This is a genomic window from Niveispirillum sp., assembly GCF_017996735.1.
Lineage (GTDB): Bacteria > Pseudomonadota > Alphaproteobacteria > Azospirillales > Azospirillaceae > Niveispirillum.
Map to the genome: position 1 here is coordinate 28,254 of NZ_JAGOGJ010000031.1, position 19,341 is coordinate 47,594.

Below are 19,341 nucleotides of genomic sequence, written 5' to 3' on the forward strand. Positions count from 1 at the left end.
GGCGGGCCGTTCGGGCCCTCATGTGGGTGCGGGTTTGATATCCCAGGCCGGCATGTAAAGCAACGTGACCACAATGCGATGTAATGCCTGAAATTCCGTTACATTTGTTTGAAATCAATATGTTGATGCAGGTATTGCCGTAGGGTGGCACCACGGTTGCGCCGCCAGCACACCTCTGTCACGCCGGTGGGTGCGGGGTGCAGGCGGCTCCCGTGTGCCTCTGCCAACGATGTCAGACGCGTGCAGACGCCTTCCGGAGTCGCCGGCCCGGCCGTAAACGCGATGTCGCGACACCCCGCGCGCAGCGCCGACAGAACCAGACCCGGCAGATCGGCGCAGTCCAGCAGCGCCATGACAGGCCCCGTCGCCTCGGCCTCCCATGCCGCCTGCAGGTCGGCCCACCAACCGGCCCCGGCCAGCCCGCTGATCCCCCGGTCGGAGACCAGCCGCACGGGCCGGCCCGCCGCAATCTCCAGCACGATGCGCCCGGCCTCCAAGCCATCGACACGCACGGCGGGCATGATCGACCAGTCGGGTTGTTGCATGCTCATTTGGATCCTGTCGCAGGCGGGCGCCGACATTTCGTTCACGCGAACTGAAGTGCCGCCAACCGGGCATAAAGCCCCTCGCGGCGCAGCAATTCCTCATGCGTTCCTTCTTCCACCACATGGCCCCCTTCCAGCACCACGATGCGGTCGGCATTGACGATGGTGGCCAGACGGTGGGCGATGATCAGAGTGGTGCGGTCCTTCATCAGGGTTTCCAGGGCCGCCTGTACAAGCCGCTCGCTTTCGGCATCCAGGGCCGATGTCGCCTCATCCAGCAGCAGGACAGGGGCGTCGCGCAGGATGGCGCGGGCAATCGCGATGCGCTGGCGCTGCCCACCCGACAGACGCACACCTTTTTCGCCCAGGAACGTGTCGAATCCTTCGGGCATGGCCTCGATGAAATCCAGCGCGTGGGCGGCCGCGGCGGCGGCCCGCACCTCCGCGTCTGACGCGTCCGGGCGGCCATAGCGGATATTCTCCATGGCACTGGCCGAGAAGATCACACTGTCCTGCTGCACGATGCCGATGCGGGACCGCAGGTCCGCCGGGTCGGCCTGGGCGATGTCCACCCCGTCCAGACGCACGGACCCAAGCTGCGGATCATAAAAACGCAGCAACAGTTGGAAGATGGTGGTCTTGCCGGCCCCGGACGGGCCGACCAGGGCCACACGCTCGCCGGGATTGATGGTCAGGGTCAGGCCGTCCAGTGCGCTGTCCTTGGGCCGGGAGGGGTAGTTGAAACGCACGCTGTCGAACCGCACCTCCCCCCGCGTCGGCGAAGGCAGGGGCAGCGGGTGGGCCGGCGCCCGGATGTCCGGCACCTTGGACAGCAGGTCGAACAGGCGCTCCGTGGCACCAGCGGCATTGGCCAGGTCGCTGGCCACCTCCGACAGCGCCCCCACGGCACCCGCCACCATGACGGCGTAGAAGATGAAGGCCGACAACTGTCCGCCGCTGATCCGGCCCGCGATGACATCATGCCCGCCGATCCACAGCACGGTGCCGATGGCGCCGAACACCAGCATGATGACCAGCATGGTCAGCCAGGACCGCGCCCGGATGCGGCGCAGGGAGACCTTGACCGTATCCTCCACACTGTCGGCAAAGCGCGTGATCTCCAGCGGTTCCCGCCCGAACGCCTGGACGGTGCGGATACCGCCAAGCACCTCATCCACCCGCGTCCCGATATTGGCCACCGCGTCCTGGCTGGCGCGCGACAGGCTGCGCACCTTGCGCCCGAACACCACGATGGGGGCCACCACCAGCGGCACAACCAACAGCACCAGACCCGTCAGTTTCGGGCTGGTCAGCATCAGCAGCACCAGACCGCCCACCAGCATCAGCGCATTGCGCAGCGCGATCGATACGCTGGTGCCGATCACCTGTTGCAGCAGGGTGGTGTCGGTGGTCAGGCGCGACAGGATCTCGCCCGTCTTGGTCGTTTCGAAAAAGGCGGGGGACATGGTGACCAGATGGTCGAAGACCTTGCGCCTGATATCGGCCACCACCCGCTCCCCGATCCAGGAGACGAAGTAGAATCGGGCGAAGGTGGAAACACCCAGAAGCACGATGACGACCAGCAGTACCAGCAGCGCCTGGTTCAGCAGATCGGCATTGCCGGCCGCGAATCCATGATCCACCAGCGCCTTCAACCCCTGCCCCAGGCCCAAAACCGTGCCCGCCGCCACAACAAGGGCCGCCGTGGCCCCCGCCATGCGCAGCCGATATGGCTTCAGAAACGGCCAAAGCATGCGTAAAGGCTTCAAATCGCGGCGCTGGCGGCCCTCGGGGGTGGTACGTTCGGCACTGCTGTCACGAAAGACCAAGGAAGTTGCTCCGCGAATGAGAAAGCGGGTGGAAATCGACGCCATCCCGTGGTAACCGCATGGCCGCGTCAGGGCAATAACAACGCCCCGTTGACATAGCTGCCGCGCCGAATGTGATCAGCCCAGCCTTGCATCCATGCAGGGTTGGATGGGGTTGCCTTAACCCCAGGCTTTGTATATAAGCGCGGCTTCGATTTAGGGACTGCCGACCATGAAGCCTGATATCCACCCCGACTACCACGAGATCACCGTTGTCATGACCGACGGTACCTCTTTCAAGACCCGCACCACCATGGGCAAGGCCGGCGATACGCTGCGTCTGGACATTGATCCGAAGTCGCATCCGGCGTGGACGGGCGTGCAGAAGCTGCTGGATACCGGCGGCCAGATCGCCAAGTTCAACAAGCGCTTCCAGAGCTTCGGCCTGAAGTAAGCTGCTTGGCCGTAAGGCAAACGAAAAGCGCCGCCGGGGCATCCTGGCGGCGCTTTTTGCGCTTGGGGGTTACCCTTCGCCGTCTTTCGGCGACAAGCCGGGACCTGGTCTCAGGCCAGGACACAGACGACCGCCCTCACCCGGACCAATGGCTGTTCACTGAAGGCACATCCTCATACCCCGCAGTCGGCACGGTTATGAGGGAAATTCGGACGATGATGTGTCTTGCGGCCCGCCGCCGACCCGCGTATTTTGCAGACGTCGCGAAAAGCGACCGCTTTCCTTGATCCGCCGTCAGGCGGCGCAAACAGGACGAATTGACGTCCAGGCGGTCAAGCATACGCCACCCATGACGATCAACGCCTGGGTGGGCCAGCGCTCCCCAGAACCAAACCTGACTGACGTCAGGTTCAATCGCCAGCCATCGGCCCCGGCGGGGTCGTTGCGCGTGCATTGACCGGAGCACCGCAGCATGAACAGGTCTTTGATTGTCATCTACACCGCCATCATCCTGGATGCCGCCGGCATCGGGTTGATTTTCCCGATCCTGCCCAATCTCTTGCAGGATGTGATTCATGTTCCCGATGTCAGCCCCTATATCGGCGTGATGATCGCCCTGTATGCGATCATGCAATTCATCTTCTCTCCGGTCCTGGGCGCCGTCAGCGACCGGATTGGACGGCGGCCGGTGCTATTGATCTCACTGGCGGGGGCCACGGCCAATTATCTGCTTCTGGCCTCCGCAACCAATCTCTGGATGCTGCTTGCCGGCCGCGCCATTGCCGGCACGACCAGTGCCAATGTGTCGGTGGCGACCGCCTGCATCACGGATATCACGCCCGAGGAAGACCGGGCGCGCCGCTTCGGCCTGCTGAACGCTATGTTCGGCATGGGGTTCATCATCGGCCCCGTCCTCGGCGGCGCGTTGAGTGAATATGGGCTGCGGCTGCCCTTCATCGCGGCCGCACTGCTGACCGGTTTCAACCTGTTGCTGGCCTTGCTGGCCTTGCCGGAATCCCGTGTGCCGACGGGGGCCGCGATTCATCTGACGGATATGAATCCGCTGCGGCCGTTGTACCGCGTCCTTTCCATGAAACACCTGCTACCGATCATCTCGGTGTTTTTCATTTTCAGCGCCACTGGCGAGTCCTATGGCGTCTGCTGGGCCCTTTGGGGTGAAGATGCCTTTCACTGGAATGGTCTGTGGATCGGGCTTTCACTGGGTGCCTTTGGCGTTTGTCAAACCCTCGCCCAGGCGCTTCTGCCTGGCCCGGCTGTAAGAGTGCTGGGCGAACGCGCCGCCATCCTGACGGGTGTGGCCAGCGTGTGCGCAGCGCTGACGATCATGGCCTTCGTCACAACTGGCTGGATGGTCTTTGCCATCATGCCGGTATTCGCCCTCGGCGGGATTGGCATGCCGGCCCTGCAATCCCTGGCCACCCGGCTTGTCGATGAAACCGAACAGGGGCAGTTGCAAGGCGTGCTGGCGTCGGTGGTCAGCCTGGCCTCCATCGTGGCCCCCCTCGGCTTTTCCAGCCTTTATCTCATGACGCGACCCCAATGGCCCGGCGCCGTCTGGCTGTCCGTAGTCGCACTTTATGTCATCGGCGCGCTCATGGTCCTGACCCTGCGGTTCAAGGGACAACAGGCACCGCCCCACCGCATCTGAACCATGAACGCGCCAAAGCCACGCTCAGACCGGGTCGGGGGATTTTGTGCGCATCGTCACAAACTCCTCCGCCGCCGTGGGGTGAAGGCCGATGGTATTGTCGAACACCTGCTTGGTGGCGCCGGCATTCATGGCCACGGCGATACCCTGGATCATTTCCGGCGTGTCGGTGCCCACCATGTGGCAGCCCACCACCTTCTGCGTCACGCGGTCCACCACCAGCTTCATGAAGGTGCGCTGATCACGTCCCGAAAGCTGGTGGCGCATGGGCTTGAAATTGGTCCGGTAGGTGTCCACGCCGCCGGGCAGCGCGGCGCGGGCCTGCTCCTCGCTCATGCCCACCGTGGCGACGGGCGGGATGGAGAAGACGGCGGTGGGGATATTGTCGTAATTCACGTCGCGCGGCCGGTTTCCATAGAGCCGGTCGGCCAGCACATGCCCCTCGGCCAACGCCACCGGCGTCAGGTTCACCCGGTTGGTGACGTCACCCAGGGCATAGATGGAGGGGACCGACGTCTGGTACTGGTCATTGACCTTGATGGCGCCGGCCTTGTCCGTCTCCACCCCCACCTTTTCCAGACCCATGCCATAGGACATGGGCTTACGGCCGATGGCATAGACCACGGCGTCGCATTCCAGCACGCTGCCGTCCGACAGATGCCCCAGCAGACCACCCTCGACCTTTTCGATGCGGCTGATGATGGTGTTCAACTTCAGGTCGATGCCGGCCTTGCGCACCTCATCCGCCACGAAGTCGCGCACATCCTTGTCGAACCCGCGCAGGATCTGGGCACCCCGGTAAAGCTGGGTCACCTGTGCACCCAGACCGTTGAACAGGCTGGCAAATTCCAGGGCGATATAGCCGCCGCCCGCCACCACGACACGGCGCGGAAATTCCTTCAGGTAGAAGACTTCGTTCGAGGTGATGCCATATTCCTTGGCACCCGGTTCGGACGGCAGTTCCGGCCAGCCGCCGGTGGCGATCAGGATGCGCTCCGCCGTCACACGCTTGCCATCCACCTCCACCGTATGGGCGTCGACGATGGTGGCGCGGGCTTCGAAGATGGTGACGCCCGCTCCTTCCAGCAGGCGGCGATAGATGCCGTTCAGCCGGTTGATCTCCGTATCCTTGGCGGCGATCAGGGCGCTCCAGTCATGGCGGACATTGTCGGCGGTCCAGCCGAAACCGGCGGCATCGGCGAAGGCCTGGCCATATTCTGCGCCATAGACCAGCAGCTTTTTCGGCACGCAGCCGACATTGACGCAGGTCCCGCCGAAATAGCGTTCTTCCGCCACGGCCACCCGCGCCCCATGCCCCGCCGCGATGCGCGATGCCCGCACCCCGCCGGAACCGGCGCCGATGGTGAACAGGTCGAAATCATACTGGGACATGGGTCGTTTCCTGCGTGAGAAGGGGTTGGATCATATGTAGGCGCGTTGTGACATCAGGGATGTGACGGCTGTCGCAGCCCTGTCACGCGCCGCCCCAGGCCACAAAATGCGGGTTCAGGAAGGTCGGGGCCTTGCCATAGGGGAAGGGCTCACCGTCCAGCAGGCTCAGGCAACCGCCTGCACCGATCAGGACGGCATGGCCCGCCGCAATATCCCATTCACAGGTCGGCCCCAGGCGGGGATAGACATCCCCCACCCCTTCCGCCACACGGCAGAATTTCAGCGAACTGCCGGCCGCCACGCGGGCCGCCACGCGCCGGCCGGTCAGGAACTCGTCCACCGCCGCATTGTCGGCATGGCTGCGTGAGGTCAGGACCGTCAGGCCGGCCGCCGGGACGGCGCGGACCTGGATCGGTTCATCGGCGGCACCGGGCCGCCCGCGCACGGCGGTACCGGGGCCGGCCGCCGCGTAGATCGTGCCGCCAACCGGCAGCATGACAACCCCCAGGGCCGGCTCTCCCCCCTGGATCAGGGCGATGTTCACCGTGAATTCGCCATTGCGCTTGATGAATTCCTTGGTCCCGTCCAGCGGATCGACCAGCCAGAAGGTGCCGGCGGAGATGTCGGGGATGCGGCCGGCGGCCACCTCCTCCTCCGTCACCACGGGGATGGTGGGCGTGAGGTCGCGCAGGGCCGCCAGGATGATGGCGTCGGCATCTTCATCGGCGGCGGTGACGGGGCTGCCATCGGCCTTTTCCGTCACCTGCGTTCCAGCCTCGTAATGGCGCAGGATGGCAGCGGACGCCTGTTCGGCAGCGGCACGGATGGCGGGCAGCAGGCCGGCCAGTTCTTCGAGTGACAACATTCGCAAAACTCTCATCACGCCGCGGTCGCGGCCTTCACGGAATGGATCAGACGCCACAGGACAGGTGCCGTGGCAGGCATCTCGACATGGGTGACGCCATGGCCCGCCAGCGCGTCGACCAGGGCATTGATGATGGCGGGACAGGCACCGATGGCACCCGCCTCCCCCGCACCCTTCAGGCCCAGCGGGTTGGTGGTGCAGGGAACCGGGCGCAGGGAGAAATCGATCATGGGCAGATGGTCGGCGCGCGGCATGGCGTAATCCATGAAGGAACCGGTCAGCAACTGGCCCGAATCCCTGTCAAAGCGGATCAGTTCCAGGAGCGCCTGGCCCATACCCTGCGCGATACCGCCATGCACCTGGCCTTCCAGCAGCAGCGGGTTCAGGACGGTGCCGAAATCATCAACCACGGTATAGCGTTCGATGCGCGGCACACCCGTATCGATCTCCACAGAGATTTCAACCACATGCGTGCCGTTGGGGAAGGTGTTGGACGGCGGGCTGTACGTGCCCTTGCCCCGGAAGACATGGCCATCCGCGTCCGGTGTGGCCGCAGCGGCGACATCGGCGAAGGGCACGAAGCGGTTGGAACCGGCAACGGCAAAGCCCCCGCCCTCCCCCGTCACCTCAAACCGCACGCTATCCTCATCCGCCTCCAGCAGCCTGGCGGCGACGGGCCGGGCCTGGGTGATCACATCCGCCGCCCCCGCCCGCACGGCGACCCCACCCGTGGGGATGGAGCGGGAACCGCCGGTGCCGCCGCCGCTCTTCACACGCTGGCTGTCGCCCTGCACCATGACGATGGCGTCGGGCGCAATGCCCAGAACCTCTGCGATCACCTGCTTGTAGGCGGTTTCATGGCCCTGGCCGTTGGATTGTGTGCCGATCAGCAGCAGCACGGACCCGTCCGGCTTCACCAGCAGTTCAGCCGCCTCCGGCGCACCACCGGAACAGGCCTCGATATAGGTGGCGATGCCCAGGCCCAGCAGGCGGCCCTGCGCCAGCGCCCTGGCACGCCGTGCCGGGAACCCGTCCCGGTCGGCGCGGTCCAGCGCGGCATCCAGGGTGCCGGCAAAATCGCCGCTGTCATAGATGTGGCCCATGGGGGTGCGATAGGGCATGGCTGAGGGCGGGATCATGTTCAGGCGGCGGAAATCGGCGGGGTCCTGCCCGATCTCCCGCGCCGCCTTGTCGATCAGCCGTTCCACCAGATAGGCCGCTTCCGGCCGTCCCGCCCCGCGATAGGCGTCCACCGGTTGTGTATGGGTGTAGACGCCCCGCACACGGGCGTAGATGGCCGGGATCGCATAGACGCCCGACAGCATCTTGGTCTGGCCGTCAGTCTGGATATAGGTGGCGTAGTTCGACAGATACGCGCCCATATTGGCAATGATGTCGGCACGCAGGGCCAGGATACGGCCATCGGGGTCCAGCGCCAGTTCGGCCACGCTGACATTGTCGCGGCCATGATCATCGGACAGGAACGCCTCCGCCCGGCTGCTGGTCCAGGCCACAGCCGCGCCGACACGGCGGGCCGCGAAGCAGGCCAGCACATATTCGGGATAACAGAACAGCTTCATCCCGAATCCGCCGCCCACCTCATGCGTCAGGACGTGGAACCGGGCCGCATCCTCCCCGAAGATGCCGGCCAGCATGTCGCGCATGTCATGCACGCCCTGGCTACCCACCGTCAGGCGGGTGACATCGGCCGCCGCATCATATTCAGCCACGCATGCGCGGCCCTCCAGCGGATTGGCGGACAGGCGGTTATTGATCAGGTCCAGGCGGACGATGCGGGCCGCCTTGGCAAAGGCTGCATCAGTGGCGGCCTGGTTTCCCTTTTCCCAGTCATAGACAAGGTTGCCCGGCACATCATCATGCACCGTGACCGCGTGCGACAGGGCGGCAGCCGTATCGACAACAGCATCCAGCGCATCATAATCGACCATCACCGCATCGGCGGCGTCCATCGCCTCATACAGGCTGTCGGCCACGATGAAGGCGACAGGCTCCCCTCCATAGCTCACGAATCCGTCGGCAAGGACGGGACGGTGTTTCATATGCAGGGTGGTGCCCGCCCGCACGCGCAGGGGGATGACGCAGGGAATGTCTTTGATGCCCGCCTGTTTCAGGTCCTGCGCGGTAAAGATAGCGTGGATACCCGGCATGGTGGCGGCATCGGCGGTATCGATGCCCCGGATGGCAGCATAGGCATGCGGGCTGCGCAGGACATAGCCGACCTTCTGGCCGGGGACGCGAACATCGTCCGTGTAGCGCCCGGCGCCGCGAAGCAGGCGGGTATCTTCACTGCGTGGGACGGGTTGTCCGATACCGAACTTGGTCATGGGCGAACGCTCCTGGCCGAAGGATCGCCCGATCATAGGGGATGGCGCGGCGGGAGCAACCTTCCCGGTCACTCCCCATCGTCATGGTCGGCCATATAGGCGCGCAGGGCGGCGTTGATGCGGGCCTGCATGGCGCGGTCCCCACCCCCATGACGGCGGAACCACTCGATCAGATCGCCATCCAGCCGCAATGTCACCTCCCGCCGTTCCACGCCGCGCGGGCGCCGCACCTGCCAGACAGTGGAGGTGGTCACGGGTTCGGGCCGATCCAGGCCCAGCAAGGCCGCCCGTTCGGCCGGCGTGATCAGCATTCCGCTTGGAAATGACATGTGCGTCCTCCCGCCGGCCCTATGGCCAGCCTGTTCATGCCCCTGTCGCCCCAACGGAAAAGGTAATGGAAGGTTCCGCGTCCCCCCTGTGACTTCACGGTGACCTTTCCTTTACGGTTCATATTGGAAACTCCTGTCGCGCGGACAAGGGGCCATTCGTGTTAACCCCGCTTCCGGGCGGGTCCAACCGGCTGTAAGCTGCCCCGGCAACGGAATGGGTGAGTGCCGGCATGTGCGGGCGGTTTGTGCAGAAGGATCTGAAGGATATGGCCGACGCGTTCGACGCGCGTTTGCGGTCGGACCTGCCGCCGCGCATGCTGGACCCGCGCTTCAATATCGCGCCCACGGCGGAAATCGGCGTCATCGGGCTTGACCGTGCCGGACTGCGGTCGGTGACGGCCATGCGCTGGGGCCTTGTCCCGTCCTGGGCCGAGGATGCCGGCGGGGCCGCCCGCATGATCAATGCCCGCAGCGAGAGCGCCGCCGACAAGCCCAGCTTCCGCGACGCCTGGCAAAAGCGCCGGGCCGTGATCCCCGCCGACGGCTTCTATGAATGGCCGCAGAAGGGCGACCGCAAGCAGCCCTGGTTCGTGGCCCGCGCCGATGGCCGGCCCATGGGTTTCGCCGCCCTGTGGGAAGTGTGGCGCGGGGGGGAGGACGGGCCCCTGTTCACCTGCTGCATCCTGACGGCGCCCGCCAATGACGAGATGGCCCGCATCCATGAGCGCACACCCGTGATGCTGATGGATGCAGACGCGGTCAACCGCTGGCTGTCACCCGACACGCCGGAGATTGCGCGCCATGGCATGATGCGGGCACCGGTGCCGGGAACGCTGCGGCTGCGGCCCGTCACCCCGCTGGTCAATGCCGTGCGGAATGACGGGCCAGAACTGCTGGCCCCCTATGATCCCGCAGCGGCCGCCCCGGCCCCTGCGGGGGGGAGCCTGCTGTGAGGCGCGCTGGCCTGTTGTTGGTGGGGCTGCTCGCCTTCTGTTCGCCGGCCCCGGCCCAGAACGCCGCCGACAAGGCCCCCGTCAAGGGCATCGGGGCCGCCAAGGAGGGAGACCTCGTCACCGTCAAGGGGCAGGAATTCCGCCTGTTCGGCATCGACGCGCCGGACAAGGGCCAGACCTGCGTCAATGTCCGCGGGCAGGAATATGATTGTTTCGCCCTGGCCACGCGCATCCTTGAGCTGTTGATCAACAACATGAATATCGAATGCACGCCGCGCGGCGAGTCTCCTGCGGCGGGGCCGACACTGGCCATCTGCCGGGCGGAAAATGGCGACGACCTGGCCTATGCCATGGTGGAACGCGGCATGGCCCTGGCCTATCGGCCCTTGAGCTTCGACTATGTCTCCATCGAGGCACGGGCCATTTCCTTCCGCCGCGGCCTGTGGGGCGGGCGGGTCGAGCCACCCTGGCTGTGGCGGTCGCGACAGACGGAACAGAAACTGGACGAAATGCGCAAACCCAAGAAAGCGGGGGCGCCGTAGGCCCTTGGCACAGGCCCAAGTCCGGAAAGCAAAAAAACCGCCGGCTTACGCCAGCGGCTTTTTGGGACCGGAGGATGGTGGGCGCGGCAGGGATTGAACCTGCGACCCCCGCCGTGTGAAGGCGATGCTCTCCCGCTGAGCTACGCGCCCATCCGTCGTCGGTGGAGCGGGCTTTTAAGGGGTTGGCGGCAACCTGTCAAAGGGAAAAAACAACAGGTGGCTGAATTTTTCCCACCGGAATTGGCAAAGCCTTGCCGCCTGCGGCTTTCCCACCCACATTGCTGATATGCATGCCGCCATCATTGTTGGGAGGCCGAACCCTATGCGCGCCCTGTTCTGCCTGCCACTTACCTTTCTCGCCGCCGCGTCCCCGGCAATCGCGCAAAAGGCCGACAGCCTGTCCCTGACCTATGCGGTGCATGTGGGCGGAATGCATGTGCTGGATGCCGATGCCGACATGGCGCTGGGGCCCGATGGCTACCGCGCCGGCCTGAAGATGGAGACGGACGGCTTCCTGGGTAGGGTGGCGCAATGGAAGACAGATGTCCGGGCGCAGGGGCACCTGTCCGGCCCCCTGCCCCGCCCGCGCCAGTTCACCGCCCATGGAAGCTGGCGCGACCAGCCACGCCTGACCACGGTGGATTATACACCGGACGGGGTGCCCACCTTGACCCTGGCCGATCCGGAACCAGAACAGGACCGCGAGCCGGTGCCCGCCGATCTGCGCCTGGGCACCGTGGACCCGGTATCGGCCATTGTGGCCGTGCTGGATCAGGTGGCCAAGAAGGGCGATTGCAATATCACCGTCCCCGTCTATGACGGACGGCAGCGTTACGATCTGGTCTTCGCCACCCAGGGGGAAACGGTGCTGGAGGCATCATCCCTGTCGGTTTATGCCGGCCCGGCCACGGCATGCAGCGTACAGTACAAGCCGCTGGCCGGCCGCTGGAAGGAGAACCGTTCCCGCGATCGTGACCGGGAGGGGGCAAAGCGCAAGGATGTGCCGGTGACGCTGTTCATCGCGCCCGCTGTGGCCGGTGGCCCACCCGTGCCGGTACGGCTGGAAATGGACAGCATGCTGGGCGCGGTGAAGGTGCATCTGGCCGCCGTGAAGGCGGGTTGATCTCACCCCAGCCGTAACAACGCCGCCGGCAGGTCCGCGAAGCTTTCGATAATGATATCCGCGCCCAACGCTTCCAGCGGCATACGCGGATAACCATAGGCGACGGCGACCACGGGCACACCGGCCCCACGCGCGGCGGCCACGTCATTGGCATTGTCCCCCACCATCACCGCCCCCGCCGCATCCACGCCCAGACGGTCCATCACCCACAGAAGGGGGGCGGGGTGCGGCTTTTTCTGCGCCACCGTGTCCCCGCCCGCGACCGCGTCGAAGAAGGGGGCAAGGCCCAGATCGCGCAGCAGGTCGTGGCTGATGCCCGCCGGCTTGTTGGTGCACAGGCCCAGGCGATGGCCCGACGCCTTCAACGCCGCCAGGGTATCCACAACACCGGGATAAAGACAGACGGGGTCGGCCGGCAGGGCGCCATAGATATCCAGGTAACGTGCCGTCATCGGCCCCACCCTGTCGGGGGTCAGCGCATCGCCGGTGGCGGCGAAAGCCTGCTCCACCAGCCGGGCCGCCCCATCGCCGATCATGCCATGCACCTCGGCCAGCGGCAGTTCGCGACGCCCTTCCTGTGCCAACAGCCGGTTCAGGCCCAGGGCAATATCCGGCGCGCTGTCGATCAGGGTGCCATCGAAATCGAAGATCAGGGCGGGAAACCGTTCAAGGATGCTCATGTCGTCTGCCGCTTCCGCTTGGCTTTCACAGGGGTCTGTATGATACAGGGGGCCAGATCGACAAACAGCCGACCGGCCCGCCACCATGCCCCAACGTCCGCTCGCCTGCATCATCCTTGCCGCCGGCAAGGGCACGCGCATGAAATCCGCCTTGCCCAAGGTGCTGCACCCGCTGGGCGGGCAGCCCATGGTCAACCATGTGATCCGGGCCGCACAAAGCCTGTCGCCGGAACGGATCGTGGTGGTGGTCGGCCCCGGCATGGACAATGTCGCTGCCGCCGTGGCGCCCCACCCGACGGTGGTGCAGGAACAGCAATTGGGCACTGGCGACGCGGTGAAGGCGGCCCTGGGCGAACTGGCCGGTTTCACGGGCGATGTGCTGGTGCTGTACGGTGATTCGCCGTTGATCACGCCGGCGACCCTGTCGGCCATGGTGGCGGCGCGCGACGATGGACAGAACCCGGCCGTGGTGGTGCTGGGCATGCGGCCCGCCGATCCCGGCGCCTATGGCCGCCTGATCCGGGGTGCCGGGGGTGGTCTGGAAAGGATCGTGGAATTTCTGGACGCCACCCCGGAAGAACGCGCCGTCACCCTGTGCAATGCCGGTTTCATGGCCTTTGACGGGGCGCGCATGGGCGACCTGCTGGCCGGGATCGGCAATGCCAATGCCAAGGGTGAATATTATCTGACCGATGCCGTGGCAGTGGCGCGGTCCAGGGGCTGGACCTGCGCCGTGGTGGAGGGACCGACCGACGATACGGCCGGGATCAACAGCCGGGCCGAACTGGCCGGCATCGAAAAGATCTTCCAGAACCGCCTGCGTCAGGCCGCGATGGCCAATGGCGCCACCCTGCTGGACCCCGATACCGTCTATTTCGCGGCCGATACGGTACTGGGCCGCGATGTCACCGTGGGCCAGAATGTGGTGTTCGGGCCGGGCGTGACGGTGGAGGATGGGGTCGAGATCAAGCCCTTCAGCCATCTGGAAGGCGTGATCGTGCGCAAGGCTGCCATCATCGGCCCCTATGCCCGCCTGCGCCCCGGCACGGATGTGGGCGAAGGGGCGCATATCGGCAATTTTGTGGAGCTGAAAAACACGCAGTTCGGCAAGGGCGCGAAGGCCAACCACCTGACTTATCTGGGTGATGCCGATGTCGGCGGCGGGTCCAATATCGGGGCTGGCACCATCACATGCAATTATGATGGCGTGTTGAAGCACCGCACCCGCATTGGGGAGAATGTGTTCATCGGCACCCATTCCACCCTGGTGGCGCCCGTAAGTGTGGGCGACGGCGCCTATACGGCGGCGGGCACGGTGGTGACCCGCGACGTGTCGCCCGACGCGCTGGCCATCAGCCGCGCCCCGCAGGAGGAAAAGGCCGGCTGGGCGTCGCGCTACCGTGCCGCAAAACTGGCGCTGAAGGCCAAGCTGGGAAAGAAATAGGCTGGTGCCTAAACCCACCCCCCAGCCATCGGCAGCAGCCGATGGCTGGGGGGGATGGTTGCCCAGATCAGTCGCGGAAATTCACATATTGCAGGGGCTGTTCAATCTTCAGCCCCTTCACCATGGCAATGGCGGCCTGCAGGTCATCGATCTTCTTGCCGGTGATGCGCAACTCATCACCCTGGATGGAGGCCTGGACCTTCATCTTGCTGTCCTTGATGGCCTTGGTGATCTGCTTGGCCAGGGTCTGATCAAGCCCCTGCTTCACCTTGATGGTCTGGCGCAGGGTGCCGCCGGCGGCGTTTTCTTCCTTGCCCCAGTCCAGGCAACCGGGGTCCAGCTTGCGGCGCACGAAATAGCCTTTCAGCATTTCCTGCAACTGCGCCAGCTTGGTTGCATCCTCGGTATGGATGTGGATTTCGTTCTCCTTCTCCTTCACCTCCAGGGTGGACTTGGAGCCTTTGAAATCGAAACGCGTCAGCACTTCGCGCACCACACCCTGCACGGCGTTGTTCACTTCGGCGATTTCGGTCTTGGAGACGATGTCGAAAGAAGGCATCGGGGAAAGGTTCCTGGCAACGGATTGAACTGGACGCCAGATTAGCATCCCGCATCCCCACCCGTCACCCTTCCCCGCCGGGGGTCAGCCCTTCGGGGCTGCCACGGTCACCTGGTCATGGGCCAGGGCCGCGTCGCCGGCATGGGCCGTCTGTTCACCGGCGGACAGTGCCGCCACCACGAACAGACCGCACAGGACCAGGGCTTGCAGGACCATGGCGGCACGCTGCTTCAGATTTGTCGCTTCACGCATAACGGCCTCCTTCTGTTTCAGTAAGCCTCAATCGCCGGCGGCGCAGTCGCTGCCGAAGCGGTTCCGGTCAGCCCGGACCCGCGCTTGAGGCTTGGTGTTGATCCCGGGCATCGCCCCGATACCCATGAACGCACTATATAAGCGACTCTTTAACATGCAAACGTTTATATTGTCTCTGGAGGGTTTCGGCACGGTAACGCCCTCCCCCTGTTGCACGCACAGCACAGGGGCCGACCGTCGCGGCGGGTGCATTGGCCCTTTGCGGGCCGGAAGGCGGGTGCTAGATGTCTGATGACCGCCCTTGCCAGGGCCGTGGATACGGGAAATGTGATGAGCAAGCCCAGTTTCGACCAGGACGCCGCCAATCTGCTGGACGATCTGATCCAGCGCGCCCGCCGCGCCGGTGCCGATACGGCCGATGCGCTGCTGGTCGATGCGGCGTCCCTGTCGCTGTCCACGCGTCTGGGTCAGCCGGAAGGGCTGGAACGCTCGGAAGCGGGTGACCTGGGCCTGCGCGTCTTTGTCGGCAAGCGCATGGCCGTGGTGTCCAGCACCGATCGCAGCCCGCGCATGCTGACCGAACTGGCGGAACGGGCCGTGGCCATGGCGCGCGCCGTGCCGGAGGACCCGTTCTGTGGCATCGCCGATCCGGACCAGATCGCCCGCGACTGGATCGACCTGGACCTGCTGGATGTCACCGAGCCGACGGCGGATGAACTGATCGCCGCCGCCAAGGCGACTGAGGATGCGGCCCGCGCCGTGGCCGGCGTCACCAATTCGGACGGGGCGGATGCAAGCTGGAGCCGCAGCGCCGTGACGCTGGTGGCCAGCAACGGTTTTGCCGGCGGCTATGGCGTGTCGCGCCGGTCGCTTTCCGTCTCCGTCCTGGCTGGTGAAGGCACCGGGATGGAGCGGGACTATGACTACCATTCCGCCATCTATGCCAGCGACCTGGAAAGCCCCGCAGAAATCGGCGCGCGGGCGGGCCGCAAGACGGTGGCCAAGCTGAACCCCCGCAAGGTGAAAAGCCAGGCCGTTCCCATCATCTTCGACCCGCGCCTGTCGGGTGGATTCGTCGGCACCCTGTGCGGCGCCATTTCCGGTGCCGCCATCGCGCGGGGCACCAGTTTCCTGAAGGACCGGCTGGGCCAGCAGGTGTTCGGCACCGGCATCCGCATTGTGGAGGATCCGCATGTCCGCCGGGGCATGCGGTCGAAGCCGTTCGATGCCGAGGGGCTGGCCAACCACCGGCGCAACCTGATCGAGGATGGGGTGCTGACCACCTGGATTCTGGATCTGCGATCCTCGCGCCAGTTGGGCCTGTCGCCCACCGGCCATGCCACGCGCGGCACCAGCGGCCCGCCGGCCCCCAGCCCCACCAATGTCTATATGGAGGCCGGGACCCTGTCGCCGAAGGAACTGATGGCCGACATCCAGCAGGGCCTGTATGTGACGGAGATGATGGGCCAGGGCGTCAACGGCGTGACGGGTGATTATTCACGCGGGGCGGCCGGCTTCTGGATCGAGAATGGCGAGATCGCCTATCCGGTCAGCGAGATCACCATCGCCGGTAACCTGAAGGACATGTACCGCCGGCTGACCCCCGCCAGCGACCTGCGCCTGCGCTACGGCATCGACGCGCCGACCCTGCGCATCGACGGGATGACGGTCGCCGGGATGTAATCAAGGCCCCGGATACCGGGGCGGCCGGCCATCACGGTATAATTGCGCGAGCATGCGGTGAGCGTTCCCGACCTCTGGTCTTTCTCCCTTGCCCTCTATGCGGCACCCGGCGTGGCGGAAGCCTGCCTGACGGCACAGGACCGGCAGGGTGCCGATGTCAATCTGCTGCTCTGGGCCGCCTGGCTGGCGGTTCAGGGCCATGATCTGAGGCCCGACGAACTGGCCGCGGCGCGGGCGGCCACCGCACCCTGGCGGGACGAGATCGTGCGGCCGCTGCGGGCGGTACGGCGGCGGCTGAAAACCGGTCCCTTCCCCGCCCCGGACGCCATGACGGAGTCGCTGCGCAATCAGGTCAAGATGGCGGAACTGGCGGCAGAGCAGGTGCAGCAATCGCTGCTGCAAACGCTGCCGGCGGCACGCCGGACGGGGGGTGCTGTGGCCGATCTGCTGCAGGCCAACCTGTCGCTGTTGCCGGGCGGCGACGTTCTGGCGGCTGTAACAATCCCGTTACATGCCGACCTTCGCGATGGCCCGGACGCGGTGCTAGGGTCCCCGACATAAACAGACCGCCTGGCAAGGCGGCGGCTCAACACATATCGTCGATCAGACGGGGGACCCCACATGGCAAGCAAAGGCTTGTTGTTGACCGTATCGCTGGTGGCCGTGGCGGCCATCGGTGCCGGCAGCTATTTTACGCTGAAGACCAAGCAGCAGGAAAAGGACGCGGCGGAAGCCGCGAAGATGAAACTGGTCCTTGATGCAGAGGTCAGCCCCTGCGATGACTTCTTCCTCCACGCCTGCGGGCCGTGGATCAAGGCCAACCCCATCCCGGCCGACCGGTCACGCTGGGGCACCTTTGATGAATTGCAGCAGCGCAATCAGAACCTGCTGCACGACATTCTGGAAAAGGCCGCCAAGGGCAACGAGGCGGGCACCGCCAAGATCGGCGCCTTCTATGCCGCCTGCATGGACGAGGCCGCCGCCGATGCCGCCGGGGTGGCCCCGGTCAAGCCGCTGCTGGACCAGATTGCCGCCGTCACGGACAAGGCCGCCCTGGGCGCCCTGATCGCGACGCTGCACAATGCCGGCATCAATGCCCTGTTCGGCTTCGGCCCGCAGCAAAGCTTCGCCAAGGCCGAAGACACCATCGCCGCCTTCGACCAGGGCGGCCTGGGCCTGCCCGACCGCGACTATTACTTCAAGGATGACGAGCGCTCCACCAAGCTGCGCGACGCCTATGTGAAGCATGTGGCGGCCATCTTCGTGCTGGCCGGCGACAGCGCCGACGTGGCGGACAAGAAGGCAGCGTCCGTCATGGCGTTCGAGACCCGGCTGGCCACCGGCACCATGAGCAAGGTGGACCGCCGCGACACGGCCAAGCTGAACAATCCCACCAGCTTCACCGACTTCACGGGCAGCACCAAGGGTGTGGATTTCGCGGGCTACGTGAAGGAGGTGGGGGCGCCCGCCTTCACCGACATGAACGTCAATGATCCCGGCTTCTTCACCAACCTGGACAAGGCACTGGCCGAGACCGGCCTGGACGATATCAAGACCTACCTGTCCTGGCAGGCCTTGCACGCCACGGCCCCCTGGCTGTCCAAGGGCTTCGTGGACGAGAATTTCAGCTTCTATGGCAAGACCCTGTCGGGCACCGCCGAGAACCGCCCGCGCTGGAAGCGCTGCACCACGGCGGCCGACGGCGTCCTGGGCGAGGATCTGGGCAAGCATTTTGTGGAAACCGCCTTCGGGCCGGAACACAAGGCCCGCATGCTGGTCATGCTGGACGATCTGCGCACGGCCTATGCCGAGGATATCAAGCAACTGGACTGGATGAGCGCGGAAACCAAGGTCAAGGCCCTGGAGAAGCTGTCCGCCATGGCGCAGAAGATCGGCTATCCGGAAAAGTGGCGCGATTATACGGCGCTGGAGGTCAAGAAGGACGACCTGATCGGCAACCAGTTCCGCTCCGCCAGGTTCGAGAACGCCTATCAGTTCGCCAAGATCGGCAAGAAGGTGGACAAGAACGAATGGTTCATGACCCCGCCGACCGTGAACGCCTATTACGATCCCAGCCAGAACAACATCAACTTCCCCGCCGGCATCCTTCAGCCGCCGTTTTTTGACTTCAAGGCGGATGACGGCTTGAACTATGGCGCCATCGGGGCCGTAATCGGCCATGAGATGACCCACGGGTTCGATGATGAAGGCCGCGCCTTCGACGCCATCGGCAATCTGAAGGATTGGTGGACGGAAGAGGACGGCCACAAGTTCGAGGCCAAGGCCCAGTGCCTGGTAGACCAGTATGGTTCCTATCAGGTGGCCGGCGACACCAACCAGAATGGCAAGCTGACGCTGGGCGAGAATACCGCCGACAATGGCGGCCTGCGTCTGGCGCTGATGGCGCTGAAGAACCGCAAGGGTGGCGAGGCGGCCCTGGCCCAGAAGGATGCCAACGGTCTGACGGCCGAACAGAAGCTGTTCTATGGCTGGGCCAGCGTCTGGTGTTCGTCGTCCAAGCCGGAGAATGAGCGGCTGCGCGCCCAGACCGATCCGCATTCGGCCCCGCGCCACCGTGTGAACGGCACGGTCGCCAACATGCCGGAATTCGCCAAGGCCTTTAACTGCCAGCCGACGGACAAGATGGTTCGCGGGGAAAAGGCCTGCAAGGTCTGGTAACCGCCCCCTCTCCTCTGTC

General features: G+C 65.2%; 18 protein-coding genes and 1 tRNA gene. 9 read left to right on the forward strand and 10 right to left on the reverse strand.

Annotation, left to right across the window (positions count from 1 at the left end; translation table 11 throughout):
- Positions 1-98: 98 nt before the first annotated feature.
- Positions 99-551 carry a hypothetical protein gene (locus KBA48_RS12205; RefSeq protein ID WP_292906643.1) on the reverse strand — a complete coding sequence of 151 codons (453 nt, stop codon included), beginning with the start codon at positions 549-551 and terminating at the stop codon, positions 99-101.
- Between the two features lie 35 nt (positions 552-586).
- The gene (locus KBA48_RS12210) at positions 587-2,374 is read right to left on the reverse strand and encodes an ABC transporter transmembrane domain-containing protein (protein WP_292906645.1); all 1,788 of its coding nucleotides are present in this window, start codon (positions 2,372-2,374) and stop codon (positions 587-589) included.
- A 211-nt stretch (positions 2,375-2,585) separates the two neighbouring features.
- On the opposite strand from KBA48_RS12210, the gene rpmE reads away from it, so the two are divergent.
- Entirely contained in the window at positions 2,586-2,807 is a 222-nt protein-coding gene (rpmE, locus tag KBA48_RS12215) for a 50S ribosomal protein L31 (RefSeq protein ID WP_102110875.1), read from the forward strand.
- Positions 2,808-3,279: 472 nt separating this feature from the next.
- Positions 3,280-4,476: a TCR/Tet family MFS transporter gene (locus KBA48_RS12220; RefSeq protein WP_292906650.1), complete on the forward strand. Its 1,197-nt coding sequence runs from the start codon at positions 3,280-3,282 to the stop codon at positions 4,474-4,476.
- Between the two features lie 24 nt (positions 4,477-4,500).
- Here KBA48_RS12220 and gor read toward each other — a convergent pair whose 3' ends face one another.
- The 4 genes from gor to KBA48_RS12240 form a co-directional block, all read right to left on the reverse strand.
- On the reverse strand, positions 4,501-5,868 hold the full coding sequence (gene gor, locus KBA48_RS12225; protein WP_292906652.1) for a glutathione-disulfide reductase: 1,368 nt from the start codon (positions 5,866-5,868) through the stop codon (positions 4,501-4,503).
- Positions 5,869-5,950: 82 nt separating this feature from the next.
- Entirely contained in the window at positions 5,951-6,733 is a 783-nt protein-coding gene (gene cysQ / locus KBA48_RS12230; protein WP_292906654.1) for a 3'(2'),5'-bisphosphate nucleotidase CysQ, read from the reverse strand.
- Positions 6,734-6,747: 14 nt separating this feature from the next.
- On the reverse strand, positions 6,748-9,078 hold the full coding sequence (locus KBA48_RS12235; RefSeq protein ID WP_292906656.1) for a xanthine dehydrogenase family protein molybdopterin-binding subunit: 2,331 nt from the start codon (positions 9,076-9,078) through the stop codon (positions 6,748-6,750).
- 68 nt (positions 9,079-9,146) lie between these two features.
- Positions 9,147-9,407: a BrnA antitoxin family protein gene (locus tag KBA48_RS12240; RefSeq protein ID WP_292906658.1), complete on the reverse strand. Its 261-nt coding sequence runs from the start codon at positions 9,405-9,407 to the stop codon at positions 9,147-9,149.
- A gap of 230 nt (positions 9,408-9,637) precedes the next feature.
- On the opposite strand from KBA48_RS12240, the gene KBA48_RS12245 reads away from it, so the two are divergent.
- Both KBA48_RS12245 and KBA48_RS12250 read left to right on the forward strand, forming a co-directional pair.
- Positions 9,638-10,360 (forward strand): SOS response-associated peptidase, encoded by a 723-nt coding sequence (locus KBA48_RS12245; protein WP_292906660.1) that lies wholly within the window; start codon positions 9,638-9,640, stop codon positions 10,358-10,360.
- Positions 10,357-10,902: a thermonuclease family protein gene (locus KBA48_RS12250; protein WP_292906662.1), complete on the forward strand. Its 546-nt coding sequence runs from the start codon at positions 10,357-10,359 to the stop codon at positions 10,900-10,902. The genes KBA48_RS12245 and KBA48_RS12250 overlap by 4 nt, the downstream gene beginning before the upstream one ends.
- Positions 10,903-10,977: 75 nt before the next feature.
- Here KBA48_RS12250 and KBA48_RS12255 read toward each other — a convergent pair.
- Positions 10,978-11,052: transfer RNA gene (locus tag KBA48_RS12255), tRNA-Val, on the reverse strand.
- Between the two features lie 172 nt (positions 11,053-11,224).
- Here KBA48_RS12255 and KBA48_RS12260 point away from each other — a divergent pair.
- Positions 11,225-12,025: a DUF3108 domain-containing protein gene (locus KBA48_RS12260; protein ID WP_292906664.1), complete on the forward strand. Its 801-nt coding sequence runs from the start codon at positions 11,225-11,227 to the stop codon at positions 12,023-12,025.
- A 2-nt stretch (positions 12,026-12,027) separates the two neighbouring features.
- On the opposite strand, the gene gph is transcribed toward KBA48_RS12260, so the two are convergent.
- A complete protein-coding gene (gene gph, locus KBA48_RS12265; protein WP_292906666.1) occupies positions 12,028-12,705 on the reverse strand; it encodes a phosphoglycolate phosphatase in 678 nt (225 codons plus the stop codon).
- A gap of 85 nt (positions 12,706-12,790) precedes the next feature.
- Here gph and glmU point away from each other — a divergent pair, with 85 nt between their 5' ends.
- Positions 12,791-14,149, forward strand: coding sequence for a bifunctional UDP-N-acetylglucosamine diphosphorylase/glucosamine-1-phosphate N-acetyltransferase GlmU (gene glmU / locus KBA48_RS12270; protein WP_292906668.1), 1,359 nt, complete (start codon positions 12,791-12,793; stop codon positions 14,147-14,149).
- A gap of 67 nt (positions 14,150-14,216) precedes the next feature.
- Here the strand turns inward: glmU and KBA48_RS12275 are convergent, their stop codons facing one another.
- Both KBA48_RS12275 and KBA48_RS12280 read right to left on the reverse strand, forming a co-directional pair.
- On the reverse strand, positions 14,217-14,708 hold the full coding sequence (locus KBA48_RS12275; protein ID WP_292906670.1) for a YajQ family cyclic di-GMP-binding protein: 492 nt from the start codon (positions 14,706-14,708) through the stop codon (positions 14,217-14,219).
- 84 nt (positions 14,709-14,792) lie between these two features.
- Positions 14,793-14,960 (reverse strand): hypothetical protein, encoded by a 168-nt coding sequence (locus KBA48_RS12280; RefSeq protein ID WP_292906672.1) that lies wholly within the window; start codon positions 14,958-14,960, stop codon positions 14,793-14,795.
- 330 nt (positions 14,961-15,290) lie between these two features.
- On the opposite strand from KBA48_RS12280, the gene KBA48_RS12285 reads away from it, so the two are divergent.
- Genes KBA48_RS12285 through KBA48_RS12295 form a run of 3 tightly spaced genes read left to right on the forward strand, consistent with a single transcriptional unit; the run spans position 15,291 to position 19,322 of the window.
- Positions 15,291-16,643: a metallopeptidase TldD-related protein gene (locus KBA48_RS12285; protein ID WP_292906674.1), complete on the forward strand. Its 1,353-nt coding sequence runs from the start codon at positions 15,291-15,293 to the stop codon at positions 16,641-16,643.
- 57 nt (positions 16,644-16,700) lie between these two features.
- Positions 16,701-17,204, forward strand: coding sequence for a TIGR02444 family protein (locus tag KBA48_RS12290; protein WP_292906676.1), 504 nt, complete (start codon positions 16,701-16,703; stop codon positions 17,202-17,204).
- A gap of 60 nt (positions 17,205-17,264) precedes the next feature.
- Positions 17,265-19,322 carry a M13 family metallopeptidase gene (locus KBA48_RS12295; protein WP_292906678.1) on the forward strand — a complete coding sequence of 686 codons (2,058 nt, stop codon included), beginning with the start codon at positions 17,265-17,267 and terminating at the stop codon, positions 19,320-19,322.
- Positions 19,323-19,341 lie beyond the last annotated feature (19 nt).

Bases quoted from the DNA above. Each gene is read 5' to 3' on its own strand.
- KBA48_RS12205 (WP_292906643.1), bottom strand. From the start codon at position 551: ATGAGCATGCAACAACCCGACTGGTCGATCATGCCCGCCGTGCGTGTC.
- rpmE (WP_102110875.1), top strand. From the start codon at position 2,586: ATGAAGCCTGATATCCACCCCGACTACCACGAGATCACCGTTGTCATG.
- KBA48_RS12220 (WP_292906650.1), top strand. From the start codon at position 3,280: ATGAACAGGTCTTTGATTGTCATCTACACCGCCATCATCCTGGATGCC.
- gor (WP_292906652.1), bottom strand. From the start codon at position 5,868: ATGTCCCAGTATGATTTCGACCTGTTCACCATCGGCGCCGGTTCCGGC.
- cysQ (WP_292906654.1), bottom strand. From the start codon at position 6,733: ATGTTGTCACTCGAAGAACTGGCCGGCCTGCTGCCCGCCATCCGTGCC.
- KBA48_RS12235 (WP_292906656.1), bottom strand. From the start codon at position 9,078: ATGACCAAGTTCGGTATCGGACAACCCGTCCCACGCAGTGAAGATACC.
- KBA48_RS12240 (WP_292906658.1), bottom strand. From the start codon at position 9,407: ATGTCATTTCCAAGCGGAATGCTGATCACGCCGGCCGAACGGGCGGCC.
- KBA48_RS12245 (WP_292906660.1), top strand. From the start codon at position 9,638: ATGTGCGGGCGGTTTGTGCAGAAGGATCTGAAGGATATGGCCGACGCG.
- KBA48_RS12260 (WP_292906664.1), top strand. From the start codon at position 11,225: ATGCGCGCCCTGTTCTGCCTGCCACTTACCTTTCTCGCCGCCGCGTCC.
- gph (WP_292906666.1), bottom strand. From the start codon at position 12,705: ATGAGCATCCTTGAACGGTTTCCCGCCCTGATCTTCGATTTCGATGGC.
- glmU (WP_292906668.1), top strand. From the start codon at position 12,791: ATGCCCCAACGTCCGCTCGCCTGCATCATCCTTGCCGCCGGCAAGGGC.
- KBA48_RS12275 (WP_292906670.1), bottom strand. From the start codon at position 14,708: ATGCCTTCTTTCGACATCGTCTCCAAGACCGAAATCGCCGAAGTGAAC.
- KBA48_RS12280 (WP_292906672.1), bottom strand. From the start codon at position 14,960: ATGCGTGAAGCGACAAATCTGAAGCAGCGTGCCGCCATGGTCCTGCAA.
- KBA48_RS12285 (WP_292906674.1), top strand. From the start codon at position 15,291: ATGAGCAAGCCCAGTTTCGACCAGGACGCCGCCAATCTGCTGGACGAT.
- KBA48_RS12295 (WP_292906678.1), top strand. From the start codon at position 17,265: ATGGCAAGCAAAGGCTTGTTGTTGACCGTATCGCTGGTGGCCGTGGCG.